This is a genomic window from Streptacidiphilus sp. PAMC 29251 (assembly GCF_054208735.2).
In genome coordinates, this window is sequence record NZ_CM135725.2 from 4382180 (window position 1) to 4406532 (window position 24353).

Annotated in this window: 19 protein-coding genes and 1 pseudogene; 6 read left to right on the top strand and 14 right to left on the bottom strand. The window is 71.2% G+C overall.

The features are described 5' to 3' along the window. Nucleotides 1-45: 45 nt before the first annotated feature. The 4 genes and pseudogenes from ACXKR8_RS20600 to ACXKR8_RS20615 all read right to left on the bottom strand — a co-directional run bounded on the left by ACXKR8_RS20600 (nucleotide 46) and on the right by ACXKR8_RS20615 (nucleotide 3593). Nucleotides 46-1007: pseudogene (locus ACXKR8_RS20600) on the bottom strand (complex I subunit 1/NuoH family protein). Further along, nucleotides 1004-2104: an NADH-quinone oxidoreductase subunit C gene (locus ACXKR8_RS20605; RefSeq protein WP_458275038.1), complete on the bottom strand. Its 1101-nt coding sequence runs from the start codon at nucleotides 2102-2104 to the stop codon at nucleotides 1004-1006. The pseudogene ACXKR8_RS20600 and the gene ACXKR8_RS20605 overlap by 4 nt, the downstream one beginning before the upstream one ends. Before the next feature lie 308 nt (nucleotides 2105-2412). Beyond that, a complete protein-coding gene (locus tag ACXKR8_RS20610) occupies nucleotides 2413-3165 on the bottom strand; it encodes an NADH-quinone oxidoreductase subunit B (protein WP_462100610.1) in 753 nt (250 codons plus the stop codon). Further along, complete coding sequence (locus tag ACXKR8_RS20615; RefSeq protein WP_458274349.1) at nucleotides 3156-3593, bottom strand: NADH-quinone oxidoreductase subunit A; 438 nt, start codon at nucleotides 3591-3593, stop codon at nucleotides 3156-3158. The genes ACXKR8_RS20610 and ACXKR8_RS20615 overlap by 10 nt, the downstream gene beginning before the upstream one ends. 371 nt (nucleotides 3594-3964) lie before the next feature. On the opposite strand from ACXKR8_RS20615, the gene ACXKR8_RS20620 reads away from it, so the two are divergent. From ACXKR8_RS20620 to ACXKR8_RS20630, 3 genes are all read left to right on the top strand, one after another. Then, complete coding sequence (locus ACXKR8_RS20620; RefSeq protein WP_458275040.1) at nucleotides 3965-5092, top strand: sensor histidine kinase; 1128 nt, start codon at nucleotides 3965-3967, stop codon at nucleotides 5090-5092. A 191-nt stretch (nucleotides 5093-5283) separates the two neighbouring features. Beyond that, nucleotides 5284-5808, top strand: coding sequence for a sensor domain-containing protein (locus tag ACXKR8_RS20625; RefSeq protein WP_462100611.1), 525 nt, complete (start codon nucleotides 5284-5286; stop codon nucleotides 5806-5808). Beyond that, nucleotides 5805-5981, top strand: coding sequence for a sensor domain-containing protein (locus ACXKR8_RS20630; RefSeq protein WP_462100612.1), 177 nt, complete (start codon nucleotides 5805-5807; stop codon nucleotides 5979-5981). Before ACXKR8_RS20625 ends, ACXKR8_RS20630 begins: the two co-directional genes overlap by 4 nt. 129 nt (nucleotides 5982-6110) lie before the next feature. Here ACXKR8_RS20630 and ACXKR8_RS20635 read toward each other — a convergent pair whose 3' ends face one another. From ACXKR8_RS20635 to ACXKR8_RS20670, 8 genes are all read right to left on the bottom strand, one after another. Further along, a complete protein-coding gene (locus tag ACXKR8_RS20635; protein ID WP_458274351.1) occupies nucleotides 6111-6956 on the bottom strand; it encodes a hypothetical protein in 846 nt (281 codons plus the stop codon). A 146-nt stretch (nucleotides 6957-7102) separates the two neighbouring features. Then, nucleotides 7103-8842 (bottom strand): N-acyl-D-amino-acid deacylase family protein, encoded by a 1740-nt coding sequence (locus tag ACXKR8_RS20640; RefSeq protein ID WP_458274352.1) that lies wholly within the window; start codon nucleotides 8840-8842, stop codon nucleotides 7103-7105. Between the two features lie 292 nt (nucleotides 8843-9134). Continuing rightward, nucleotides 9135-10259 carry an LLM class flavin-dependent oxidoreductase gene (locus tag ACXKR8_RS20645; RefSeq protein ID WP_458274353.1) on the bottom strand — a complete coding sequence of 375 codons (1125 nt, stop codon included), beginning with the start codon at nucleotides 10257-10259 and terminating at the stop codon, nucleotides 9135-9137. 120 nt (nucleotides 10260-10379) lie between these two features. Beyond that, a complete protein-coding gene (locus tag ACXKR8_RS20650; RefSeq protein WP_458274354.1) occupies nucleotides 10380-11219 on the bottom strand; it encodes an SDR family NAD(P)-dependent oxidoreductase in 840 nt (279 codons plus the stop codon). A 223-nt stretch (nucleotides 11220-11442) separates the two neighbouring features. Beyond that, nucleotides 11443-12402, bottom strand: coding sequence for a TIGR03619 family F420-dependent LLM class oxidoreductase (locus tag ACXKR8_RS20655; protein ID WP_458274355.1), 960 nt, complete (start codon nucleotides 12400-12402; stop codon nucleotides 11443-11445). After that, nucleotides 12395-13651: an amidohydrolase family protein gene (locus ACXKR8_RS20660; RefSeq protein ID WP_458274356.1), complete on the bottom strand. Its 1257-nt coding sequence runs from the start codon at nucleotides 13649-13651 to the stop codon at nucleotides 12395-12397. Before ACXKR8_RS20660 ends, ACXKR8_RS20655 begins: the two co-directional genes overlap by 8 nt. A 265-nt stretch (nucleotides 13652-13916) precedes the next feature. Continuing rightward, nucleotides 13917-14981 carry a S1C family serine protease gene (locus tag ACXKR8_RS20665; protein ID WP_458274357.1) on the bottom strand — a complete coding sequence of 355 codons (1065 nt, stop codon included), beginning with the start codon at nucleotides 14979-14981 and terminating at the stop codon, nucleotides 13917-13919. A 199-nt stretch (nucleotides 14982-15180) separates the two neighbouring features. Next, nucleotides 15181-16338: an acyl-CoA dehydrogenase family protein gene (locus ACXKR8_RS20670; RefSeq protein ID WP_458274358.1), complete on the bottom strand. Its 1158-nt coding sequence runs from the start codon at nucleotides 16336-16338 to the stop codon at nucleotides 15181-15183. Nucleotides 16339-16652: 314 nt separating this feature from the next. Here ACXKR8_RS20670 and ACXKR8_RS20675 point away from each other — a divergent pair, with 314 nt between their 5' ends. Together ACXKR8_RS20675 and ACXKR8_RS20680 are read left to right on the top strand one after the other, a co-directional pair. Next, on the top strand, nucleotides 16653-17972 hold the full coding sequence (locus ACXKR8_RS20675) for a DUF1254 domain-containing protein (protein WP_458274359.1): 1320 nt from the start codon (nucleotides 16653-16655) through the stop codon (nucleotides 17970-17972). Next, nucleotides 17969-19669 carry a SulP family inorganic anion transporter gene (locus ACXKR8_RS20680; RefSeq protein WP_458274360.1) on the top strand — a complete coding sequence of 567 codons (1701 nt, stop codon included), beginning with the start codon at nucleotides 17969-17971 and terminating at the stop codon, nucleotides 19667-19669. Before ACXKR8_RS20675 ends, ACXKR8_RS20680 begins: the two co-directional genes overlap by 4 nt. A 70-nt stretch (nucleotides 19670-19739) precedes the next feature. Here ACXKR8_RS20680 and ACXKR8_RS20685 read toward each other — a convergent pair whose 3' ends face one another. Further along, entirely contained in the window at nucleotides 19740-21149 is a 1410-nt protein-coding gene (locus ACXKR8_RS20685) for a hypothetical protein (protein WP_462100613.1), read from the bottom strand. Further along, complete coding sequence (locus ACXKR8_RS20690; protein ID WP_462100614.1) at nucleotides 21064-23046, bottom strand: N-acetylmuramoyl-L-alanine amidase; 1983 nt, start codon at nucleotides 23044-23046, stop codon at nucleotides 21064-21066. Before ACXKR8_RS20690 ends, ACXKR8_RS20685 begins: the two co-directional genes overlap by 86 nt. Before the next feature lie 272 nt (nucleotides 23047-23318). Between ACXKR8_RS20690 and ACXKR8_RS20695 the strand changes: the two genes are divergently transcribed. Beyond that, nucleotides 23319-24290, top strand: a complete 972-nt coding sequence (locus ACXKR8_RS20695) for an aldose 1-epimerase family protein (protein ID WP_458274362.1) — start codon at nucleotides 23319-23321, stop codon at nucleotides 24288-24290. The last annotated feature ends 63 nt before the right edge of the window (nucleotides 24291-24353 follow it).

The following is a 24353-nucleotide window of genomic DNA, read 5'->3' on the forward strand; positions in this document are numbered from 1 at the left end:
GGTCGGCGTGGGTGGGCTGGTCGCCGTGGGTGGCGGAAGGAGGGGTCATGAGATCGCCACCTTGACGATGCCGGTGAGGACGAGCTGGGCGAGGGCGAGCGGGATGAGGACGATCCAGGCGAAGCGCATCAGTTGGTCCTCACGCAGCCGCGGATAGGTGACACGCAGCCAGATCACGACGAAAGCGAGAGCGAATGTCTTCAGCAGGGTCCACAGCCAGCCGAGGTCCGCCGAGAGCGGGCCGTGCCAGCCGCCGAGGAAGAGCACCGAGGTGAGCGCGCAGAGCACCAGGATTCCGGCGTACTCGGAAAGCAGGAACAGGGCGAAGCGCAACCCGGTGTATTCGGTGTAGGCACCGAAGATGATCTCGGAGTCGGCCACCGGCATGTCGAAGGGCGGGCGCTGCAACTCGGCCAACCCGGCCGTGAAGAAGACGAAGCCGCCGACGATCTGCCACGGCACCCACCACCAGTGGAACGCCCGAGGATCCCGGGGAGCGACACGGTCCCGGCCGCCATGGCCACTGAGGCCGCGGCGAGCAGCATCGGCAGCTCGTACGCCAGCAGTTGCGCGGCGGTGCGGATGCCGCCCAGGAGGGAGAACTTGTTGGCCGAGGCCCAGCCGGCCATCAGTGAGCCGAGGACCCCGACGCCCATGACGGCCAGTACGAAGAAGAGGCCCGCATCGAGGGTCTGCCCCACGAAACCGCCGGGTCCGACCGGGACAGCGATCAGGACGACGAGATAGGGGAGCAGTGCGACGGCGGGTGCGAGCTGGAAGACGCGGCGGTCCGCACCGGAGGGGACGATGTCCTCCTTCTGCGCGAACTTGACTCCGTCGGCGATGAGCTGGGCCCAACCGTGGAAGCCACCCGCGTACATGGGGCCGAGGCGTCCCTGCATATGGGCCATGACCTTGTGTTCGGTCTGACCGATGATCAGAGGGAAGGTCAGGAACACCACCAGGGCCGCGAGGCAGCGGAGCAACGCTTCGAGTGCGCTGATCATGCGTCGTCTCCTGTCGGGCTCGGCGGGGTTGCCTCCGGCGGAGGGGTGGCCTGCGGCGGCGGGGTGGCCTCCGGCGGGGCGGTCTCTGACGGAGGAGTGGCCTCCGGCGGGGTTGCGTTCGGCGGCAGGGGGATCTGCCAGGGGGCGTCGGGGGTGGCGGCGGCGGTGGCCGGGGTGTCAGTGGCCGGGGAGTCGGTGGGGGGCGCCTGGCTGGCGGATCCCTGGTCGACGCTGCGGTTGCGGCGCGGACGGTCCGCGCGGACCGCCGGGCGTTCGTCCGGGGCCGCGGTCGCCGCAGCGGCGCGTGGGCCTCGGGCGGCGCCGCGGGCCGGGCGCTCGGCCACCGGAGGGAGGGTGCCGGCGAGTGGCCCCCACTCATTGGGGTCGGGTACCCCCGGGGGCAGCATCCTGCGGCGCGCGGCGGGGGCACCCTCGGCGGAGCCGTGGTCGCTCTCCCCCGGTTCCTTGGCTCCCGGCCAGGCCTTGGCGACCCGTGCCGCGAGGACGAACTCCTTGCGGAGCGGGTGGCCCTCGAAGCCGTCCGGGAGGAGAAGCGGGGCGAGGTGGGGATGCCCGGGGAAGTCGATGCCGAACATCTCGTGGGTCTCACGCTCGTGCCATCCGGCGCCGGCGAAGAGGCCGGTGGCGGTCGGGAGGGAGGCGGCGCCCCGCGGGATCCGGGTCCGCAGCAGGACCCGGCGGATCCGGCCGACGCCCTCGCCGGGGGGTGGGGGCGTTGCACCCACGGGAGGGGAGGGTGTGGACGTGGACGTACCCGTGCCCGTGCCTGTGCCCGTGGCAGGGACGCCCGCAGCGGTGGTGCCCGCAGCGGCGCTCACAGCGGCAGTACGCACGGCGGGGGTGCTGCCCACAGCGGGGGTGCCCACGGCGGCGAGGTGGACGGCGACGGAGAAGCCGTCGGCGAGTTCGTCCACGGCGCTGAGCCAGTCGAAGAAGGTGAGGCCGAGGGTGTCGCGGGCTGCTGTCAGCGCCTCGATCCAGTGCTCGGCGGGGACGTCCACGGTGAGCAGCGCGAAGGCTTCCTCGGCGGCGGCCCAGGGGCCGATCGCGGCGGCGGTGCGCTCGGCAGGCGTCAGTTCCGGGTCGGCGGCGGGCGTCAGTTCCGGCTCGGCGGCGGGTCCGTCACCGGTCCGGTCGTCAGCTGGCCCGTCGTCGGTCCGGTCACCGGAGCCCTGGCCTTCGACGGCCTGGACATCGGGACCCTGGGCGTCGGCGCCCTGGTTGGCAGCGGTCTGGTCAGCAGCGGTCTGGACGTCGGGGCCCTGTACGTCAGAGCCCTGTGCGTCGGCACCCTGGTTGGCAGCAGCCTGGCCGTCGGGGCCCTGGGCGTCGGCGGCGCGATCGTCGGGGCCCCGGTCGTCGGGGGTCGGAGTGTCGGCGGGGGTCACTGGTGGGGGGCTTCCGACGGGGCGTCAGGGGCAGGGAGGAGCGGACGGGCCAGCGTGGCCGCTGACGGGGGGCGGACCGGGTACTGGTCCGGGAGGGACTCGTGGGCGATCTTCTCCTGGAGCTTCAGGATGCCCTGGAGCAGCGCCTCCGGCCGGGGCGGGCAACCAGGGACGTAGACGTCGACCGGGATGATCTGGTCCACGCCCTTGGTCACCGAGTAGGAGTCCCAGTAGGGGCCACCGGAGTTGGAGCAGGCGCCGAAGGAGATGACGTACTTGGGTTCGGGCATCTGCTCGTAGAGGCGCTTGATGGCCGGGGCCATCTTGTCCGTCACCGTGCCGGACACGATCATCAGGTCGGCCTGCCGCGGTCCCGGCGCAAAGGGGATCACACCCAGACGGATGAAGTCGTGCTTGGACATGGACGCGGCGATGAACTCGATCGCGCAGCAGGCGAGACCGAAGTTGAAGCACCACAGGCTGTAGCGGCGGCCCCAGTTGAGGACGACCTTCACCGGGTCGGGCGCGAGCCGGGCCAGCGGGCCGAGCCGGCGCGGCTCCACCGCCCCGCCCGGGGCGGAGGGATCCGGGATGCCCAGGGGAACGGGGCCGCCGCCCGGTGCCGCGGAAGTCGCGTGCGCGTGCGAAGTCGCGTGCGCGTGCGAAGTCGCGTGCGAGTGCGAAGTCGCGTGCGAGTGCGAAGTCGCGTGCGAGTGCGAAGTCGCGTGCGAGTGCGGGGTCACGTCCATTCCAGGACACCCTTCTTCCAGGCGTAGAGGAGGCCGACAGCGAGGAAGCCGATGAAGACGAACATCTCCACGAGCGTCCCCGCCCCGAATCCGGGGGCGGCGAAGACAGTGGCCCAGGGGAAGAGGTAGATGGCGTCCACCGCGAAGATCACATAGAGGAAGGCGTAGACGTAGTAGCGCACCTGGGTGTGGGCCCAGCCCTCCCCCACCGGGTCCACGCCGCACTCGTACGCGAGCAGCTTCTCCGGTGTGGGCGCATAGGGGCGGAGCAGCGCGTTGGCGCCGAAGGCAGTGGACACGAACAGCACCCCGACCACAGCCAGCAGGCCGACCACGGCATAGGCGTGGAAGTAGCCGGTTTGCGCAGGTTGGCCCGGTTGTCCCGGCTGCGCGGACGCGGCCGCTGCCACTGCCGCCAGTACCTCCATGCTCGCCAGCCTCCGGTCCCGCCAGGCACAGTGATGCCTTTACGTATCCATGACGTTCTTTACGCACGGGAGTCTAGGTCCACAGACACCGCGTCCGTACACCGCGTCCGTACACGGCGCCCGCTTCGCGGACGGCGGCGGGGGTGGGGTTATCCCCCCTTCCACGATGCCGACCTGCCCCATCGTCACCCTGCCGTGCTCAAGGCAGGCTGGATTCCGCAGGTCGACGCCTGCGCCCGACCGGCGTAACCGAGGATGGCCCGATGGACACCGTGCGAGAGAACGACCCCTGGAACGACCGGCCCGACCGGCCCGAGCGGTCGGAACGGCCCGACCTGGTCGTCCGGCCGCGTCCCGGTTACAACCGGCTGATGTGGCGCGAGGTGCTGTTCCTGCTGACGAACCTGCCCATGTCGATCGCCGGCTTTGTGCTCACCGTGACCGGGCTCGCCCTGGGAGCGGGGCTGATGGTGACCATCGTCGGCTTCTGGGTGCTGGCCGGCTCCCTGTTCGCGATCCGCGCCTACGGACGGGTGGAACGGGCGCTGCTGCGGTCGCTGCTGGACGAACACATTGCCGAGCCGCTGCCCGTGGGGGCGGGCCGCGACCGGAACAGCGCCTGGCGGCGGGTCTTCGACGTGCTGTCCGACGGCCTGTCCTGGCGGACGGCGCTCTACCTGTTCATCAAGCTGCCGTGGGGCATCCTCACCTTCGCCGTGACCCTGGTGGCGCTGATCGTGCTGTGGCCGCTGCTGCCCTGGATCACCCGCGGCCTGTCCACCGTCGACCGGATGCTCGCCGGCTCGCTGCTGGCCCCGGCGAAGCTCACCGAGCGGGTGCGGGAGCTGGAGCAGGACCGGGGCACGGTGGTCGACTCGGCCGCGGCCGACCTGCGGCGGATCGAGCGGGATCTGCACGACGGGGCGCAGGCCCGGCTGGTCGCCCTGGCCATGGACCTCGGCCTCGCCAAGGAGAAGCTGACGGAGGACCCGGTGGCGGCGGCGAAGATGGTCTCGGACGCGCACGGCGAGGTGAAGCTCGTCCTGCAGGAACTGCGTGACCTGGCCCGGGGCATCCACCCGGCGGTGCTGACCGACCGCGGGCTGGACGCGGCGCTGTCCTCGGTCGCGTCCCGCTGCACCGTCCCCGGCGGGGCGCGGGTGCGGGCCGACCTGCCCAGCGGCTCGGACCGGGAGTCCCGACCGGACTCGGCGGTGGAGGGCATCGCCTACTTCACGGTCAGCGAACTGCTCACCAATGTCTCCAAGCACTCCGGGGCGCGTACGGCGACGGTCGACGCGTGGCGGTCGGGCGACCGGCTGATGCTGCAGGTGGGCGACGACGGCGAGGGCGGCGCACTGGAGGCACCGGGCGGCGGGCTGGCCGGGCTGGCGGAGCGGATCCGGGCCGTGGACGGGGTGTTCGTGGTGGACAGCCCGGTGGGCGGCCCGACCACCGTGACGGTGGAGCTGCCCTGGCGCACCGGCAGTCGGAGTTAGGGGCAAGGCTGCTGCCGGTCGGGGGTCTGCGGGGTGGGGGTAACCCCACCCAGGGACACCGAACCGCACCAGGGTTTTTCGGGGCGCGGAACGGCAGGCTGGTCGGGACGGAGCACAACGGAGCACACCCACAACGAAGCACGCACAACGCGACCGACCGACAGTCGGTCTGACACGGGAGAGCCGGAAACATGAGCAGCATGGCGGACAGCCAGCAGTACCGGGACGTCACATACAAGGACACGGCGCGGCAGCGGCCCCAGCGGCCCGGCTTTATGACCGCGCCCTTCGAGGGACTGGTCTGGCGCGAGTCGCTGCACATGCTGGTCAACCTCCCGGTCGGGATCGTGACCTTCACCTATGCGGTGGCGATGCTGTCGCTCGGAACCGCCACGGTGCTCACCTTCGTGGGTCTGCCGATCCTGGCCGCGGCCCTGCTCGGCTGCCGGGCGTTCGGCGCGGTGGAGCGGGCCCGGGCACGGGCCACGCTGGGCCTGGACGTCGCGGCGCCCGAGCGTCGGCGCCGAACGCGTCCGGGTCTGACCGGCTGGATCGCGGCGACGCTGAAGTCGGGGCCTGGATGGCGCAGCGCCCTCTACAGCCTGCTGATGCTGCCGATGGGGGTGCTGTCCTTCTCGGTGACGGCGATCATGTGGATCTTCGGCATCGGCTACGGCAGCTACCCGCTGTGGCAGTGGGTGTTCCCCACTACGTGAATGTGCCGGGCCTGCAGCTCTACGAGAACAACGGCCACACGGTGTATCTGAGCAGCGTCCCGCAGATCGCCGGGGTCTGCGCGGCCGGCCTGCTGGTGATGTTCCTGACCCCGTGGGCGGTACGCGGCCTGGCGGCCGTGCAGCGGGCCATGGTGCGCGGGCTGCTCGGCTAAGGACCCCACACCAGCGCAGGCTGCTCGGCTGAGGACCCCGTCCCCGTCCCTGGCCCCGTCACCGTCCCTGGCCCCGTCCCTGCCCCCGTCCCCGTCCCTGCCCCTGCCCCGCCCCCACCAGCAGCGCGGTCAGCTCTGCTCGGCTCGGAGCATGCGCAGGAACGCCTTCAGCCCCGCCACCAGTTCCTGGTTGTCGGTGTAGCTGTCGAGGGCGTCCTCGAACCGTCGGGCCAGCGTCTGCACCTGCTGCGCCACCTGGTCGCTGCGGGCCGCGAAGCGGGTCTCCAGCTGGTCCGCACGGGAGGTGGCCCTAGCCTCGATCCGGTCCGCGCGGTCGGCCAGCCGGGATTCGACCAGGTCCGAGCGGCGGGCCGCGTCCGCCTCGCCTGCGGTGATCCGTTCGGACTGCTCGCCGATCCGCAGCTCCAGCTGGTGGAACAGCTCATGGAGGCTGACCCGCTCGGCCTCCGCCCGCTCCACCCCCGCCTTGAGCTGCTGGATGTCGTCGCGCGGGAAGCGGGTCTCGGTCAGCATCGTCCGCAACTGCCCCCGGATATGCGTCAGATAGGCCTGGGCCGGCCGGAAGACCGTGCTGAGCAGGTAGAAGCCGGAGAAGTAGTAGCCGACGGTGCGGCCGGAGAAGTAGCTGATCACGGCCACGACAGCCGCAGTGACCAGGTGAGCCCCGATGGCGAGCAGCCGCAGCCTGCGGGCGATCCGGGCGGCTTCGGCGGCCCGGTCCTGCGGGACCTCGATCCCCCGTTCCTGGCTGGCCACGGTCTCCTTGACCACCTGCCGCGCCTGGAAGTAGAGGCTCCAGGGCACGGTCAGCAGCAGCACCTGCCACAGCAGGAAGACACCACCGAGGCCCACCGCGAGCAGGTCGGCCAGCGTCACCTTGGCGAAGAGGTGCAGCAGCAGCGCCACCCCGGCCGCGAGCACTCCGAGCACGATCCACACATGTCTGGTCTTCATCGACTCCCCCGTCCCACCACACCTGACATGGTGGGACGAACCGATGCCGTCGGACAGGGCCGAGATACTCAGATGTGCTACTCAGTAAGCGATCTGAGTAGCAGTCAGCAGTCAGCAGTGGGAAGTGGGAAGTGGGAAGTCAGCAGTCAGCGCGTCGGCACGGTACGGGTGTCGCGGCCGGAGCGGAGCACCGTCCCGGGCACGGCGCCGGTCAGTTTGTCCTCCCGCACCGTCTCGACGCCGTTGACCCGGACGCTGACCACGCCCTCGGCCCGCGAGTCCAACCGGGGGCTGTCCCCCGGCAGGTCGTGGACCAGGGTGGCCGGGCCCGCGTCGATCCGCTCGGGGTCGAAGAGCACCAGGTCGGCATGGTTGCCCACGGCCACGGTGCCCCGGTCCCGCAAGCCGAAGAGCTCGGCCGGGTCGGAGGTGAGCATCTGCACCGCCTGCTCGATCGGGACCAGCCGGCGTCGCCGCAGGCTGTCGCCGAGGAAACGGGTGGTGTACGGGGCGCCGCACATCCGGTCCAGGTGCGCGCCGGCGTCGGAGCCGCCCAGCATCACGTCGGGGTGCTGCCAGGTCTCACGGCGCAGATCCCAGCTCGCCTGGTCGTTGTCGGTCGGCATCGGCCAGAGCACCGTCCGCAGTTGGTCGGCGGAGCAGATCTCGACCAGGGTCGAGAAGGAGTCCCGGCCGCGCTCGGCGGCGATGTCGCGGACCACCCGGCCGCTGAGCCCCTCGTTGGCGGCGGCGTAGGTGTCGCCGATGACATAGCGGCCGAAGTCGGCGAGCCGCCGGAACACCCCGGCCTCGGGGCTGTTGGCCCGCCGCAGCATCTCCGCCCGGACGTCCGGGTCGGCCAGCCGGGCGATCCGCTCGGGCACCGGCAGGCTCAGCACCTCGCCCCAGCCGGGGATGAGGTTGAGCGCGCAGAAGGTGCCCAGGCTCATGTTCATCGGGGTGAGGATCGGCATGGTCAGCGCGATGATCCGGCCACCGGCCGCGCGGGCCCTGGACGAGGCCTGCAGCTGGCGCGGCACCCGGGCCGGCACCGAGGCGTCGATGGTGAGGACGTTCCAGTTGAGCGGCCGTCCGGCGATGACCGACATGTCGATGAAGAGGTCGATCTCCTCGTCGCTGAACTGGTCCAGGCACCCCGACACAATGGCCTCGATCTGCGTGCCCTCGTGCTCCCCCACGGCCTGGCTGAGCGCCAGCAACTCCTCGCGGGAGGCATGCCGGGAGGCGACCGGCTGCCCGTCGCCGTCCGAGTGGGTGGACGACTGGGTGGTGGACAGGCCCCAGGCGCCCTCCGCCATGGACTGCCGCAGCAGCGCGACCATGGCGTCCAGCTGGGCCGGGGTCGGCTGCCCGCCGACGGCGTCCGGGCCCATCACATAGCGGCGCAGCGCGCAGTGGCCGACCATGAATCCCGCGTTGACGGCGGTGTGCCCGTCCAGCGCGTTCAGGTACTCGCCGAAGGAGGACCAGCCCCAGGGCACGCCCTCCTCCAACGCGGCCAGCGACATGCCCTCGACCCGGCACATCATCCGCCGGGTGTAGTCGGCGTCGGCGGGGCGGGCCGGGTTGAGCGGGGCGAGGGTGAAGCCGCAGTTGCCGCCGGCGACGGTGGTGACGCCGTGGCCGAGTGAGGGAGTGGCGTAGGGGTCCCAGAACAGCTGGGCGTCGTAGTGGGTGTGCGGGTCGACGAAGCCGGGGGTGAGGATCAGCCCGGTCGCGTCCTCAGTGGTCGCGGCCTGCTCCTCGGTGGCGCCGGCGGCGGTGATGCTGACGATCCGTCCGGCACGGATGCCGACGTCGGCGGTACGGGAGGGCGCGCCGGTGCCGTCCACCAGCGTCGCGCCCTGGATGAGGTGGTCGAGCATGGTCGTCCCTCCGGAGGTCGAGTCGTCATGTCAGCTAGAGCGGAAATGCGGGCGGAGATGCGGGCGGAGCGGGAAAAGCGGGCGGGCACGGGTCGCAGGCCGCTGCTTCCTGTGCCCGCCCGGTCAGTGGGCCGCCCGGCGAGTGGGCCGCCCGGCGAGTAGGCCGCCCGGGCGGGGTGCCCGTCAGGCCGGTGCGCCGCCCGGCGGAGGGTCAGGCGGAGGCCGTCAGGCGGGCGGGCAGGCCGTCAAGCGGGGCGGGCGGGCCGTCAAGCGAGGCAGGCGGCCCGTCAGGTCAGGAGGCTGCCTGGCGGAAGCGGGTGGTGCGGTGCACCGGGTCGGTGTCGATCTTGGGGATGACGTGCTCGCCGATCAGCTTGATGGTCTGGGCCGTGTTCTCCGGCGAGATGCCGATCGGCAGCCCGAACACCAGCTGGTCCGCCCCGGCCGACTCCCAGCGCTTGCACTGCTGCAGCACCTCGTCCGGGTCGCCGCAGATCATCAACTCCTCCGCGATGAGCAGGTCGATCAGCTCCTCGGTGTACTCGGGGATCAGCTCCGGCCAGACCGGGATCCCCTCGATCCGGGGGAAGGTGTCGTGGTACCGGAACAGCAGCGACTGCAGGTAGTTGAGCCCGCCGCCGACCGCGATCCGGCGGGCTTCCTTGCTGGTCTCGGCGCAGATCGCGGTCGAGGTCACCATCACGTTGTCGTTGACGAACGCGCCGATCGGCTCGGCGTCGCGGACCGCGTTCTTGTAGGAGTTGACGACCCACTCCATGTCGGAGACCTTCTGCACGCTGAAGCCCAGCACGCCGAGGCCCTTGCGGGCGGCCATCTCGTACGAGGAGGGGCTGCCGGCCGCGTACCACATGGCGGGGTGCGCCTTGCCGTACGGCTTGGGGAGGATCTTGCGGGGCGGCAGCGACCAGTGCTTGCCCTGGAAGCCCTGGTACTCGTCCTGGAGCCACATCTTGGGGAACTCGACGATCGCCTCCTCCCAGATCTCCTTGGTGCCGTTCATGTCCGTGAGCTCGGGCATGAAGCCGAGGATCTCGTGGCTGCCTGCGCCGCGCCCGGTGCCGAACTCGAAGCGGCCCTCGGAGAGGTGGTCCAGCATGGCGACCCGCTCGGCGACCTTGACCGGGTGGTTGACCTTCGCCAGCGGGTTGAAGATGCCGGAGCCCAGGTGGATCCGCTCGGTGGCATGGGTGAGGTAGCCGATGCACACGTCGTTCGCGGAGATGTGGGAGTACTCCTCCAGGAAGTGGTGCTCGGTGATCCAGCCGTATTTGAAGCCCGCCTTGTCGGCCTGGACGATGTAGTCCATCTCCTCCATCAGGGCGTGGTGCTCTGCCAGCGGGTCGACCTGGGAGCGACTCTTGGGCACATAGCCCTGGATGAAGATGCCGAACTCCATTGCTTCACCGTCCTGTTTGGGTCAGCCATATCTGACGATCCGTCAGATATGGCTTGACTCTTACATCGTGGGCCTGGTCAGTCAATAGCTGACGCAGCGTCAGCCCGACCGCGAACAAGGTCATCTGATCGTCACCCCGGCCAGCCAGCCGCCGTCGGCGACGATCGGCTGCCCGGTGATGTACGAGGAGTCCTCCGAGGTCAGGAACAGCGCCAGCTTGGCGATCTCGTCGGCCCGTCCGATCCGCCCCAGCGGGATCAGCCGGGCGTAGAGCTTCGCCGTGGCCGCCGCCAGCGCGGCCCCGTCCTCGGTGGTCATGGCCGGCCGGCCGCTCGCGTCCATGAGGGCGTTCGCGGGGTTGGCCATCGGGGTGTCCACCGAGCCGGGGCAGATCGCGTTGACCCGGATCCCCTTGGCCGCCAGCTCCATCGCCGCCACCCTGGTCATGCTGAGGATCGCGCCCTTGGTCGCGGCATACGAGGTCAGCATGGCCATACCGGACTGTGCGGTGAACGAGGCGGTGTTGACGATGCTGCCGCCGCCGGCTGCCTCGATCGCGGGCGCGGTGGCCCGCATGCCGAGGAAGCAGCCGACCTGGTTGACCCGCACCACCGTCATGAACTCCTCCAGCGGGGTGCTGACCAGCTCGTTGAAGCGGAGGATGCCGGCGTTGTTGACCAACCCGTCCAGCTTCCCGAACGCGGTGGCGGTGGCCTCGACCGCGGCCTCCCAGTCCGCCTCGCTGCTGACGTCCAGGTGCTGGTAGCGGGCCCGGTCGTCGCCGAACCGCTGGGTCAGTTCCTTGACCAGCGCCTCACCCAGGTCGTCCAGGACGTCCGCGACCACCACCCGGGCGCCTTCGGCGGCGAACAGCCGCGCCTCCTGCTCGCCCTGGCCGCGGGCGGCTCCGGTGACCAGGATCGTACGGCCGGCGAGCCGGGTTCCTTCGGATTGGGACATGGGACTCCTCCAGGCGACGGGGCACGGTCGAAGCGACGACGACAGCGGCAGCGACAGCTGCATATCTGACGCACCGTCAGTCTCTGGCGAACGCGGGGAGGAGGGAAGGGGTACGAGCAGCCGAAAACCCCGATCCCGGCATCGGGGTCGGGGCAGCGGGCAGTAGCCGGAGGGCGGAGCGAGGCACGGGGAGGCGGCCCAAGCCCAAGCAGGCGCCCACCGTTCAGACCAGCGGCAGCACCTCCACCGCGATGCGGTTCAGCTGCTCCAGGTACTCGTCCACCCCGCGGCTGCGCGGCCGCAGTTGCAGATGGGTGGCTCCCGCAGCGACATAGCCGCGCAGCGTCTCGGCGAGCTGCTCGGGCTTGCCGGAGACCGACCGGCGGCCGAGCTCCCAGCCCGGCTCGCCGACGAACAGCGCCGGCGGGATGACGTTCACCGCGAACGGGCCGCTGTGCCCCGCCTGCTCCCGGGTGGTCCGGATCAGCTCCACCTGGTCCGGCAGGGTGGCGAGGGTGTCGCCCTGCGACAGCCAGCCCTCGCCGAGGGTGGCCGCCCGGCGCACCGCGCGCGGCGAGGAGCCGCCGACCCACAGCGGCGGCCGCGGCGACTGCACAGGCCGGGGGCTGACGCTGAGGCCGCTGAACGAGAAGCGCGGCCCGGTGTGCACCGGGTACTCCTCGCTCAGCGCCAGGTCCAGGGCGACCAGGGTCTCGTCCAGGATCGCCCCGCGCTGGTGGAAGTCCACGCCCAGCGCCTCGAACTCCTCGGGGACGTGCCCCGCGCCGACCCCGAGCAGCAGCCGTCCGCCGCTGAGCAGGTCCAGCGTGGCGTACTGCTTCGCCGACAGCAGCGGGTGCCGCAGCGGCAGCACCGCGACGTGCGAGAGCAGCAGGGTGCGGGTGGTCAGCGCGGCCAGCCAGCCAAGGGTGGACACCGGGTCGTACCAGGTGGCGCCCATCGCTCCGGCCAGCCGCTCGGGAATGGCGACATGGTCGCAGACGGCCACATAGGCGAAGCCGAGCCGGTCGGCAGCCTTGGCGACAGCGGCGATCTCGACCGGGCCCGCCGTGGTCTCCCAGGGTTCGCAGTAGATGGTGCTCTGCGACTGCACCGGGAGCTGGATGCCGAAGGACACCGGCCCGGAGAAACCGGCCGAGCCGGACAGGCTGGGCTCAGACATGGGTCGACCCCTTCCACAGCCCCTCCGGGGTCAGGTCCAGCAGCTTGATCGCGTTGCCGCGCACCAGCTGCTCCACCACGTCCGGCGCCAGGTGCCCCATCTGCGACTCGGCGACCTCGCGGCTCTTCGGCCAGGTCGAGTCGGAGTGCGGGTAGTCGGTCTCGTAGAGGACGTTGGCGGCGCCGATCGCGTCCAGGTTCCTGACCCCGTGCGGGTCGTCGAAGAAGCAGCCGTAGATGTGCTCGGCGAAGATCTCGCTGGGCCGGGTCAGCACCTTGTCGGCGACACCGCCCCAGGCCGCGTTCTCCTCCCAGACCACGTCGGCGCGGGCCAGGATGTAGGGGATCCAGCCGATCTGGCCCTCGGCGTACATGATCTTCAGCCCGGGGAAGCGGTCGAACTTGCCGCTCATCAGCCAGTCCACCATCGAGAAGCAGCAGTTGGCGAAGGTGATGGTGGAGCCGACGGCGGGCGGCGCGTCCGCCGAGGTGGACGGCATCCGACTGGAGGAGCCGATGTGCATGGCGATGACCGTGCCGGTCTCCTCGCAGGCGCGCAGGAACGGGTCCCAGTCGTCGGTGTGGACGCTGGGCAGCCCCAGGTGCGGCGGGATCTCGCTGAAGCACACCGCCCGGACCCCCCGCGCGGCGTTGCGACGCACCTCGGCCGCGGCCAGCTCGGCGTCCCAGAGCGGCACGATGGCCAGCGGGATCATCCGGCCCCGGGCGACCGGGCCGCACCACTCCTCGACCATCCAGTCGTTGTAGGCGCGGACGCAGAGCAGCCCCAGCTCGCGGTCCTTGGCCTCGGTGAAGGTCTGCCCGCAGAAGCGGGGGAAGGTCGGGAAGCACAGCGCGGACTGGACGTGGTTGAGGTCCATGTCCTCCAGCCGCTCGGGTATCGAGAACGACCCGGGACGCATCTGCTGGTAGGTGATGGCCTCCAGCCGCACCTCCTCCCTGGGATAGCCGACGGCAGTGTCCAGCCTGGTCAGCGGGCGGTGCAGATCCTCGTAGACCCACCAGTCGGCGATGGTCCCGGCGCTGCCCGGCTGCCCCATCACCGGCGCGAACCGGCCGCCGACGAAGGTCATCTCGGCGAGCGGGGCGCGGACGATCCGGGGGCCGGTCGCGCTGTACTTGGCGGGCAGGCGGTCCTGCCAGACGTTCGGCGGCTCGACGGTGTGGTCGTCCACCGAGATGATCCAGGGGAAGCTGTCCCCAGCGTCGCTGCTGTCCGTGGCATCCATAGCGGCCAGGCTAGCGCTGATCTGACGATCCGTCAGGTAGTGCGTCACGGGCTTCTGCCGACACCGGGCGAGCACCGCCCGAACGCCGTGCGGACGCCGCCCGAACGCTGCCCAAAACGCCGTGCGGACGCGGAAGCGCCCCGCTGCTCCGCAGTGCAGCGAGGCGCTTCCCCTCCCCGCGCAGACAGGCAGCGCATACGCGGGGCGGTGGGGGCCGGATGGTTCAGGTGGGTGCCGAAATGGTTCAGGTGGGGGCCGGAAGGGTTCAGAGGGTGCCGAGGGTGACCGTCACCGTCTGCTGCGTACCGCCGCGCAGGACGGTGACCGGCACCTGCTGGCCCGGCTGCAGCCCGGCCAGGGTCTCGCTCAGCTGGTTGGAGCTGCTGATCGGGGTGCTGCCGACCTTGGTGATGACGTCCCCGGCCTGGATCCCGGCCTTGGCGGCGGGCCCGCCGCTGACCACCGACACCACCCCGGCGCCGGTGTTGGCGTCCCCGGCACTGGTCAGCACCGTCCGCGAGGAGATGCCCAGGGCGGCCCGGCCGGAGTTGGTGACCTTGCCGTCCTTGATCATCTGGTCGGCGAGGCTGGTGACCGTGGACGCCGGGATCGCGAAGCCGATGCCCGGGGCCTGCGCCCCGGTCTGGCCGGCGTCGGTCGCGGCCAGGGTGTTGATGCCCACGATCTGGTCGGCGAGGTTCACCAGCGCGCCGCCGCTGTTGCCCGGGTTGATCGCCGCCGAGGTCTGCACCATGTTGGGGATGGTCGCCCCCGGCGAGTCCTGGCTCCTCGGCTCGGAGACGGTACGGCCGACCGCCGAGACGATGCCCTGGGTGACGCTGCTCTCCAGACCCAGCGGGTTGCCCATGGCCAGCACGATCTGGCCGACCTCGACCTTGGTCGAGTCGGTGAAGGTGGCGGGCTTGAGCCCGGCCGGCGGCTTGGTCAGCTTGATCACGGCGAGGTCGCTGGCCGGATAGGAGTAGACCAGCGTGGCGTCGAGGGTGTCGGAGCTGTTCGCCAGCGTGACCTTGAAGCTCTTCCCGCTGCCGATGACATGGGCGTTGGTGACCACGTCGCCCTTGTTGTCGTAGACGATCCCGGAGCCGAGGCTGTCGCCCGCCGTGATCTGGACCACCGAGGGCAGCACGGCCTTGACGGTGTCCTGGTAGGCGGTCTGCAGGTCATTGCCGCCGGCCGCGGCGGCGGAGGCCGTGCCGGAGGCGGAGGCGGAGCTGCTGGAGGACCCGCTGCTGCAACCGGCCGCGGCCGCGAGGACGAGGCCTGCGGCCAGCACCGTGGCGGCGCGGGTGACTGCCGTTCGGGTCACGACGTTCCTCTCGGACAACTCAGACGACTCGGACAATCTTGGGAGATTTGACCCTGTTGTCCATTTAGTGAGGTTTTCCGAGACGGAGGCGCGCCGACGCGAAAACCCCGGTACGGAGAGAGGGCGCGGGGGCGCCCTCCGGCCGTACCGGGGATGGGGGTGCGTCAGTTGGCAGCGGTGCGGCAGGTCAAGGAGAAGATCAGAGGCCGAGCGACTTGGCGATGACCAGCTTCATGACCTCGCTGGTGCCGCCGTAGATGCGGAACACCCGGTTGTCGGTGTAGAGCCGCGCGATCGGGTACTCCAGGATGTAGCCGTAACCGCCGTGCAGCTGCAGGCACTTGTCGACCACGCGGGAGCAGACCTCGGTGGTGAACAGCTTCGCCTTGGCGACGTCGGACGCGGTCAGGTCGCCGATCTCGAACGCCTCCAGCGCGCGGTCCACGACCGCCTGGGCGGCGTCCACCTCGGCCTCGCAGGCGGCCAGCTCGAACTTGGTGTTCTGGAACTCGGAGACGGACTGGCCGAAGACCTTGCGGTCCTTGGTGTAGGCCACCGCCAGGTCCACCGCGGCCCGGGCCGCGGCGAAGGCGCCGACGGCGATGGCGAGGCGCTCCTGGACCAGGTTGTGGGCCAGGTAGAAGAAGCCCTTGCCCTCCTCGCCGAGCAGGTTCTCGACCGGGACCTTGACGTCCACGAAGGACAGCTCGGCGGTGTCGGACGTGCGCAGGCCGATCTTCTCCAGCTTGCGGCCGACGGTGTAGCCCTCGGAGGTGGTGTCGACGCAGAGGATCGAGAGACCGGTGCGGCGGTTGTCCGGCGAGGCCGGCGAGGTGCGGGCGACGACCAGCATCAGGTCGGCCTGGACGCCGCCGGTGATGAAGGTCTTGGCGCCGTTGAGGACGTAGTGCTTGCCGTCCGCGGAGAGCTTGGCGTTGCTGGTCATCCCGGCCAGGTCGGAGCCGGTGCCCGGCTCGGTCATGGCGATGGCGGTCATCATCTCGCCGGAGACGAATTTCGGCAGCCAGCGCTTCTTCTGCTCGTCGCTGGCGTACTCCATGATGTACGGCAGGCACAGGCCGGTGTGGACGCCCGAGCCGCCGAAGCTGACGCCCGCGCGGGCGCACTCCTCGGTGACGATCGCCTGGTACTTGAAGCCGCTCATCCCGGCGCCGCCGAACTCCTCCGGCACCTCGATGCCGAAGACGCCCAGCTCGCCGAGCTTCAGGTAGAAGTCCTTGGGCGCGGCCCCGGCCTTCTCCCACTCCGGATAGACCGGCACGACCTCCTTGGCGATGAAGTCGCGGATGGTGTCCCGGAACGCCTCGTGGTCCTCGGTGAAAACGGTGCGGCGCACGATGGCGCTCCCTTCCAGCAGCTCCAGCATCGGTCATTCGTCGTTTGTCGAACGAACGTTAAGTTAATCGCCAGTAGGTCGTCTGTCCAGGGGGCCGGGGTGTGACCTCCACCCCTATCGGCCGCCCAGCAGCTGAACGATCGATAAGGAGCTGTCGAACTTTCCTGTCGCCCGGCCGGTCCGGTCAACCTACGATCAACCTACGGTCACTTTGTCCGTATTGTCCTAACGGTTCTTTTGCTGGTCGACCTGACAGTTGTCCTGATGGTCGTCCTGATGGTTGTCCTGATGGTGCGAGGAAGGGCGGTCCCGGGGTGGACGCACGACGGGCACGGCAGACGGCGGCGGAGGGGTGGGTCTACGGCTACGCCCTGCTGGAGAACTACCGGACCATGTACGCCCAGGCGATCGACAGCGACGACCCCCGCTACGTCGGGGGCTTCGGCGTCTTCCGGCACTACGCGCAGCCCTTCACCCCGGCCAACACCGATGTGGTGACGCCCAACAACGACACCCCCTACTCCTGGGCCTGGCTGGATCTGCGCAGCGAGCCCTGGGTGCTGTCGGTCCCGGCCGAGGACCGCTACTACGTGGTCCCGATCCATGAGCTGGACACCGTCTACCTGGGCTTCGTCGGCGCCCGCAGCACCGGCCGGGAGGCCGGGCACTACCTGGTGGCCGGCCCGCACTGGGACGGTCCGGTGCCCGAGGGGGTGACCGGGGTGCTGCGCGCCGCCACCCAGCTGCTGGGCCTGGTCGGCCGCACCTGCCTCACCGGCACCGGGGCCGAGGACGTCGCCGCGCTGCGGGCCATCCAGGAGCAGTACCGGCTGCGGCCGCTGCACGCCTTCGCGGGCACCCCGGCCCCGGAACCCGCCCCGGAACCCGACTGGCCGGTCTGGCGCGAGGAGGCCCTGCCGACCCTGGAGTTCTTCGGCTACCTGGACTTCCTGCTCGGCTTCTTCCCGGTGCTGCCGGAGGAGTCCGAGCTGCGCTCCCGGCTGGCGGCGCTCGGGATCAACGGGCGCGGCAGCTTCGAGCCCGGGACGCTCCCGGACGAGCTGCGGGAGGCGCTGGCCCAGGGCATGGCGGACGGGGCCGCCCGGCTGGAGCAGGCCGCGGCCACCGTCAGCGGCACCATCGGACTGTTCGGCACCCGCGACACCATGGGCACCGACTACCTGCACCGGGGCATCGGCGCCCAGAAGGGCCTCTACGGCCTGCCGTCCGAGGAGGCCTGGTACGGCGGCTGGCTCCAGGACAGCGCGGGCAACCGCCCGCCGGACGCCTCGCAGCGCGACTATGTGATCCACTTCGCACCCGGCACGCTGCCCCCGGCCCGGTTCTTCTGGTCCGTCACCATGTACGGGCTGCCGGGCCGCGGCCTGGTCGACAACCCGATCGGCCGCTACTCCATCGGGGACCGCACCCCGGGCCTGGTGTACGACGCCGACGGCGGGCTGACCCTGCAGCTGCGGCACCAACGGCCGGCGGACCCGGCCGAGGCCGCCAACTGGCTGCCGGCCCCGGACGGCCCGTTCTCCGCGATCATCCGGGCCTACGGCCCCGGCCCGCGGGTCCTCAACGGGAGCTGGACGGTCCCGCCGCTCGAGCCCCGTAGCCCCCGTCCATGAGGGAGCCGGCCAAGCTGGGGCAACTGCTGCGGGGGCTCGGCAGGCCGACTGCCTCCGATGTCTCGTCCGGGCTGGTCACCGGTCTGTTCAGCATTCCGGAGGGGATGGCCTACGCCTCGATCGGCGGCTTCAACCCGGTCACCGGGATCTACGCCGGGGTCTGGCCCACCGTGCTGGGCTCGTTCTTCGCCCGGACCGTGCTCATGGTCACCACGCTGACCAGCGCCATCGCGCTGACCGCGCACAGTGTGCTGGCCGACGCCAAGCTCGACCCCACCAAGCCGGGCAATGTCGCCGCGCTGACGCTGCTGGTCGGAGCGGTGATGCTGCTGTTCGGGCTGCTGCGGCTGGGCGTGGTGCTCAGCTTTGTCTCCAACGCGGTGATGACCGGCTTCGCGACCGGCATCGCGCTGCAGATCATCACCGGGGTGCTGGACGACGCCACCGGCTACAAGCCGCCCGAGCACAACAAACTGGTCCAGCTCGGCGACTGGGTACTGCACTTCGGCTCCTGGGAGACCGCGCCCACGCTGGTGGCCATGGCCACCGTCTGCGTCTATCTGGCGGCGCACCGGGTGAAGCGGCTGGAACCGGTGGCGCTGCTGGTCGCGCTGGTGGTGGTGAGCCTCGCGGTGGGGGTGCTCGGGACCAAGGTGAAGCTGGCCAAGGACATCGGCGCCATCCCCGGTGCGCTGCCGCCGATCTCGCTGCCGGACTGGTCCGCGGTACCCCATCTGTGGGGCGGCGCGCTCTCGGTGGCTCTGGTGGCGCTGGCCCAGGCGGCCGGGATCGGGTCGTCGGTGCCCAACCCGGACGGCAGCCGCTCGGACATGAACGCGGACTTCCGGGCCCAGGGCCTGGCCAACCTCGGCGGCGGGCTGACCTCGGCGCTGCCGGCCGGCGGCTCGCTGTCCCGGACCGGGGTCGCGGTGAGCGCGGGTGCGAAGACCCGCTGGGCCGGGATCTTCGCCGGGTTGTGGCTGGCGCTGATCGTGCTGCTGCTGGGGTCACTGGCCGGACGGATCCCGATGCCGGTGATCGGTGGGCTGATCCTGGTCATCGGGATCGAGCTGATCGCCGGGCGGCGCAAGGACATCCTGCTGGTGCTGAAGACCTCGCCGCTGTCGGCGCTGGCCATGGCGGTCACCTTTCTGGCCACCACCCAGCTGCCGCTGCAGCAGGCCATCATCATCGGCGCGGTGCTGTCGCTGCTGCTCTACTGCGTGCAGGCGGCCCGGCAGTCGAAGCTGGTGGCGCTGACCCCGGCGGAGGACGGCGGCTGGACGGTCGGCCCGGTGCCGGCCCGGCTGCCCTCGGACCAGGTGACCGTCCTCTACTACGCCGGGGTGAACCTCTTCGCGGAGCTGCCGAGGATCGACGCGCAGCGGCCCGACCCGCAGGGCAGCGAGCGCGCGGTGGTGGTGCTGGCGATCCGGGGGCGGCCGGACGTGCCGTCCTCGGCGGTGCTGAAGCAGCTCGGCCGCTACGCCGACGAGCACCGGGCCTGCGGCGGGCGGCTGATCGTGGCCGGGGCCGACGAGGGGACCGCCCGGCTGCTGGAGACCACCGGGGTGTCCGCGCGGCTGGGCCCGGGCGGGGTGGTGCGGAGCACACCGCAGCTGATGGCGGCGGTGGAGCAGGCGGTGGCGGAGGGGCAGCGCTGGATCGCCGAGGAACGGCAGCGGGCCGGGCCGTGAAGCGCGGAACGCTGGAGGGGCCGCCCGGTCCCGGAGGACGGGGCGGCCCCTCAGCGGTCGCGTCGCCGGCCTACGGGGTGAAGTAGCCGGTCAGGCCGGCGACCAGGTCGACCGTCCCGGTGGCGTTGGAGAAGTTCACCTTGCCGTTCACCACCGGCACGATCACCAGGTTGGAGATCAGCGCGCCCTGGGTGAAGCTCAGGCTGGACACCGCCGGGACGGTCTTCAGTCCGTACGGGTAGACGGTGACGGACCCACTGCTCGACGGCTTGACCGCGGTGACGTTGAGGATCACCGCGGTGGCGTTCAGCGGGACCCCGTTGCGCCCGCCGACCTGGAGCGTCACCACGCCGCCCGGGCCCAGCTTGCCGGTGCGCACCCCGAAACCGGTGCGGGTGTCCATCGCCCGGACCGGGCCCGCCGTGTGGAACACCCCGCCGCCGCCGTCACGGGTGAAGTAGCCGGTCAGGTCGGCGAGCAGGTCGACCGTCCCGCTGGGGTTGTAGAAGTCGACCACGCCGTCGGTCACCGGGACGATCACCAGATGGGGGGTGCTCTCCCCCGCGGTGAAGCTCAGCGTGGACCCGGACGGCGGCGTCCTCCCGTTCGTACCGTTCGTACCGTTCGTACCATTCGGACCGCTCGGACCGTCCGGGTAGACGGTGAGGAAACCGGACGCGGACGGCTCGGCCGCCGTCACGTTCAGCGCCACCGCGGTGACCCCGGTGGCCGGGACCCCGGGAGTGCCGGCCACCCGCAGCCTGACGGTGCCCTGGGGCTGCACCCGGGCCTTGGCTGCGCCGACGCCGCCGACGGTGTCGAGGATCCGGCTGGGGCCGGTCGGCACGAAGGTGGAGCCGACCGTGGTGTCGGTGGTGAAGTAGCCGGTCAGGTCGGCGAGCAGGTCGACCGTCCCGACGGCGTTGTAGAAGTCGACCTTGCCGTCCAGCACCGGCACCACCACCAGGTTGGGGACGGCCAGGTTCTCGGCGTAGGCGAAGTTGATGCTGGAGACGGCCGGCCGCGACCGGCCGTCCGGGTAGACCGTGACGAAGCCGGACGCGGACGGCTGGACCGCCGTCACCTTGAGCACGACCGCGGTGACCCCGGTGGACGGGACCCCGGGAGTGCCGGTGACCTGCAGCTTGACCGTGCCCTTGGCCTTCAGTCGGGCCTTCGGCACACTGCCGGTGCCGTCCATGGTGCTCATCACCCGGGTCGGCCCGACCGGCACCAGGGTCCCGGTCGGCGGGGCCTTGGGCGTGGTGGTCTGCACGTCGGACGCCAGCACATAGGCGAGCCGGTGGTTGTACCGGATCTCGTAGTACTGGGTCGTCCCGATGACCACCTTGCAGGCGGCGGTGGCGCAGTCGGCGTCGTCGTAGTCGTAGAAGTCACCGGCCAGCGCGCCGCCCGGTGGTGGTGTAGGCCTGGCCGGGGGCGATGCTGTAGTGCGGGAGCGCCACCAGCGGCTGCACATCGGCCGGGACCCCGGCCGTGGTGTAGGCGGCGGCCTCCGGGTAGGCACGGCCGTACACCTTGATCGGGGTGCTGCCCTTGGGCAGGACCAGGTTCTGGGCGGGGTTGCCGTTGGCGTAGGTGTTCACCCCGCCGGGGTTGTCGAACCACGCCTCCTGGCCGCCGTACCAGATCGCGGTCCAGTCGCCGGAGACGCCGGCCACCACGAAGCTCTGTCCGTAGACCGCCTTGTCGCTGACGTCCGCGCCGCCGGTGGTCGCGGAGGTCGTCCGGACCGACTTCAGCAGCGCGTCGCTGATCAGCGGCGCCGAGGAGGAGGGGCTGGTCCGCAGGTAGACGAAGTTCGCCGGGTGGGACACGCAGGCGCCGCCGCTGCAGCCGGTCAGCACCGGCTTGTTGCTCGCGTAGTCCGGCGCGATGGTGACCGTGCCGCCGACCAGCGGCATCCCGGTGCCGTCCAGCGCCGGGGCGCCGAGCAGGCTCAGGTAGTGGGACCAGTCCCAGTACGGGCCCGGGTCGTCCTGCTGGTCGGTGACGTAGTCGCCGGTCACATAGGGCACGTCGTCGTGGCCGAGGATGTGCTCGCGGTCCAGCGGGATGCTGTAGAGCTTGGCGAGTTGCTTCACCAGGGCGGCGGAGGCGTCGTACTCCACCTCGGAGACCCAGCTGCCGGTCTTGAGGGCGTAGCCCTCGTCCTCCACGCCGATCGAGTGCGAGTTGATCGTCTTGTTGTCGGCCTGGAAGGCCACGTCCTTGGTGTGCACCAGCTGGGTGACCGCCCCGGTCGCGGCCACCACGAAGTGGGCGCTGGTCGGGTTGCTCGGGTTGTAGGTCCGGAAGGTGTTGATCGCCGAGGCCGCACTGCCCTCGGTGGTGTGGATGACGATGTCGCGGACGGTGTCGCCGTCGGCCGCGTTGAGGCGGTTCGCCACGTCGAAGTTGCCCGCAGCCGCGGGGACGAAGGTGCAGCCCGCGGGGCCCGCCTCGCAGGTCTGGGCCGCGGTGAGGCCGCGCGCCCTACCGGGCGCGGTCTGCGGCTGCGGCTTCACCGCGGGTTCGGCCGCCAGCAGCACGGCCTGGTTGTCGCCGGTGGTGCGGGCCGCGCCGGTGGCGATGACGCCGTACACCCCGTCGGCGAACTGGTTCTGGGTGGCGGTGTCGGCGGCCTGGGAGAACTGGGCGACGGCCGGGTACCACTGGCCGGCGTCGGTCGGCAGCGAGCCCTTGGCCGCCTTCTCGTAGGAGGCCAGCAGGGCAGCGCCGCCCCGGACGCTCTGCTTCATCTGACCGCGCAGGGTCGAGTCGGGCTGCTTGATCAGCGCGGCGGCGGCGTCCAGGGTGTGCAGCGCGGGAGCGGTGGTGTCGACCGTCTCGAACTGGGCCAGCTGCTGGGCCGCGGCGGCGGAGGCAGCGGCGGCCGAGGCGGTGCTCTTCTTCGCGATCTGCGCCGGGTCGCCGGCCGCGCCGGCCAGGTCCGCCTTCTTCTCCGCGGTGGTGACCGGGTTCAGGTCGGCGGGGTTGACCGAGGTCAGGCCCATCACGTTGTAGTTGCCGGTGACGCTCGGCTCGCCCTGGTGGGACTCCCAGAGGGTCTCCTGGTAGGAGACCGCCAGCAGCACGCTCACCGGGACCTGGAACTCGGCCGCGGCCGCGGTGAAGTCCGCCTGCAGCGCGGCGGAGGCCGGCGGAGCGGTCGACGCGGGGGACGCCTTCCGCACCGCGGTCGGGGTGGTCCCGGTGGCGGCGTTGGCCACCGCGCCGACCACCAGCCCGCCGACGGCCAGCCCGGCCGCGGCCCCGGCCCACAGCCGTGACTTGGTCCTGACGTGTTTCGGCGCCCGCTTCGCGGTCGATTGCGGAGCCCTGCCCCGTGCCGGCCGACCATGTCCCGCTGTCAAAGCTGTGCCCCTGCCCTGTACTCATGTACGGGTCAGCCGCGACGCACCCGGTCCCCCCGGTTCCCCTGGCCCCGGCCTGACTACCCCGCCTGTGTGAACGCTGTCCGCGTCGCTGCGGACAGTGGTGCTCCCCATGCGTCGGGACGCTGTCCCCCGGACGCGATCCCCTGCGATTCGAACACATGCCAAGTGCGGAGAGAGGCTAGCAGCAATTGGTTTGGTTGCGACCGTTGGGGCTCCTGTGCCGAAGCCGGTCGTGCGACGATATGCACATGGTTGACGCGAACCGCACGCATCGCAGCGACGCTCCCGCCGGCGAGGAGCCGCTCTCCCCCACCGGCCCCCAGCAGGTCATCGAGTACGGCGACTACCGCGCGGTGGTCACCGGTGTGGGGGCGGGCCTGCGGGCCTTCAGCCACCGCGGCCGACCACTGATCGTCAAGCACCCGGTGGACCAGACCCCGCCCGGCGGGGCCGGCCAACTGCTGGTGCCGTGGCCGAACCGGGTGCGCGACGGCAGGTACGCGTTCGACGGCCACGAACAGCAGCTCGACATCAGCGAGCCGCCGAACCACAACGCCAGCCACGGCTTCGTCCGCTGGCTGCCCTGGCGGGTGGTCGCCGAGGACGCCGCCTCGGTCCGCTTCGGCCTGCGGCTCTACCCGATGCACGGCTACCCGCACATCCTGGAGCTGACCGCCTCGTACGAGCTGGGCGAGGACGGCCTGAGCGTCTCGGTCGCCGCCCACAACGTCGGACCCACGGCGGCCCCGTACGGCATCGGCGCGCACCCCTACCTGACCCTGGGCCGGGGGCCCGGCAGTGTCGACGACATGGTGCTGGAACTGCCGGCGGACACCTGGCTCCCGGTCGACGAGCGGATGATCCCGACCGGCGCCCGGGAGGACGTCAGCGGCGGCTTGTACGACTTCCGCAAGGCCCGCGGCATCGGCGACACCCTGCTGGACACCGCCTTCACCGGGCTCCAGCGCGACCCGGACGGACGCGCCCGGGTCCGGCTGACCAGCGCGGACGGCAACCACGGGGTGGAGATGTGGGTCGGCGAGGGGATCGGCTGGCTCCAGGTCTACTCGGCCGACGGGCTGCCCGGCGGATACCGGCGCGCGGGGGTCGCGGTGGAGCCGATGAGCTGCCCGCCGAACGCCTTCGCCACCGGCGAGGACGTGATCCGGCTCGAACCGGGCGAGCGGGTGGCGCACCACTGGGGCATTCGCGCGCTGTAGTCGCATTTCACCACTGCCGTAGAGCCCCTCTTCCACCGTAGAGTTGGGCGGACGAGGGGGTAC

Coding starts and splice junctions, on each gene's coding strand:
- ACXKR8_RS20635 (WP_458274351.1), bottom strand. CDS start 6,956: ATGAAGACCAGACATGTGTGGATCGTGCTCGGAGTGCTCGCGGCCGGG.
- ACXKR8_RS20685 (WP_462100613.1), bottom strand. CDS start 21,149: ATGTGCAGCCGCTGGTGGCGCTCCCGCACTACAGCATCGCCCCCGGCC.
- ACXKR8_RS20610 (WP_462100610.1), bottom strand. CDS start 3,165: ATGGACGTGACCCCGCACTCGCACGCGACTTCGCACTCGCACGCGACT.
- ACXKR8_RS20640 (WP_458274352.1), bottom strand. CDS start 8,842: ATGCTCGACCACCTCATCCAGGGCGCGACGCTGGTGGACGGCACCGGC.
- ACXKR8_RS20625 (WP_462100611.1), top strand. CDS start 5,284: ATGAGCAGCATGGCGGACAGCCAGCAGTACCGGGACGTCACATACAAG.
- ACXKR8_RS20660 (WP_458274356.1), bottom strand. CDS start 13,651: ATGGATGCCACGGACAGCAGCGACGCTGGGGACAGCTTCCCCTGGATC.
- ACXKR8_RS20620 (WP_458275040.1), top strand. CDS start 3,965: ATGTGGCGCGAGGTGCTGTTCCTGCTGACGAACCTGCCCATGTCGATC.
- ACXKR8_RS20695 (WP_458274362.1), top strand. CDS start 23,319: ATGGTTGACGCGAACCGCACGCATCGCAGCGACGCTCCCGCCGGCGAG.
- ACXKR8_RS20615 (WP_458274349.1), bottom strand. CDS start 3,593: ATGGAGGTACTGGCGGCAGTGGCAGCGGCCGCGTCCGCGCAGCCGGGA.
- ACXKR8_RS20680 (WP_458274360.1), top strand. CDS start 17,969: ATGAGGGAGCCGGCCAAGCTGGGGCAACTGCTGCGGGGGCTCGGCAGG.
- ACXKR8_RS20650 (WP_458274354.1), bottom strand. CDS start 11,219: ATGTCCCAATCCGAAGGAACCCGGCTCGCCGGCCGTACGATCCTGGTC.
- ACXKR8_RS20655 (WP_458274355.1), bottom strand. CDS start 12,402: ATGTCTGAGCCCAGCCTGTCCGGCTCGGCCGGTTTCTCCGGGCCGGTG.
- ACXKR8_RS20645 (WP_458274353.1), bottom strand. CDS start 10,259: ATGGAGTTCGGCATCTTCATCCAGGGCTATGTGCCCAAGAGTCGCTCC.